1 protein-coding gene (only partly in view) is annotated in these 219 nt (G+C 65.3%); it reads left to right on the top strand.

Features of this window, described 5'->3' with window-relative positions; all coding sequences use genetic code 11:
* The first annotated feature begins 110 nt into the window (after positions 1–110).
* Positions 111–219: the 5' portion of a DUF397 domain-containing protein gene (locus CCL05_RS06970; RefSeq protein WP_425275897.1), read on the top strand. 41 nt of this gene lie beyond the right edge of the window; 109 of the gene's 150 nt are visible here — the first part of the coding sequence; its start codon is at positions 111–113; the stop codon falls past the right edge of the window.

Below are 219 nucleotides of genomic sequence, written 5' to 3'. Positions count from 1 at the left end.
CGTGCACGTGCATCTGCCCATGCATCTGCACATGAACAGGGCTATGATCCGGGTCAGTTGACCGCTGCATCAATGGCCACACCAGCCAGTGCACCACCGGGGAGCGACCTGTGGACCACGACGTGTACAACGGTATGGCGGCCGCCGGGCTGCGTGGTGTGGCCTGGCAGAAGAGCCGGCACAGCAACTCGCAGGGCTCGTGCGTGGAGTTCGCCCGGC

It is taken from the genome of Streptomyces africanus (assembly GCF_002150735.1).
In the GTDB taxonomy this organism is placed as follows: Bacteria; Actinomycetota; Actinomycetes; order Streptomycetales; family Streptomycetaceae; genus Streptomyces; species Streptomyces africanus.
Note: the sequence above shows the minus strand (reverse complement) of the source record. Positions and strands in the feature narration are given on the sequence as shown.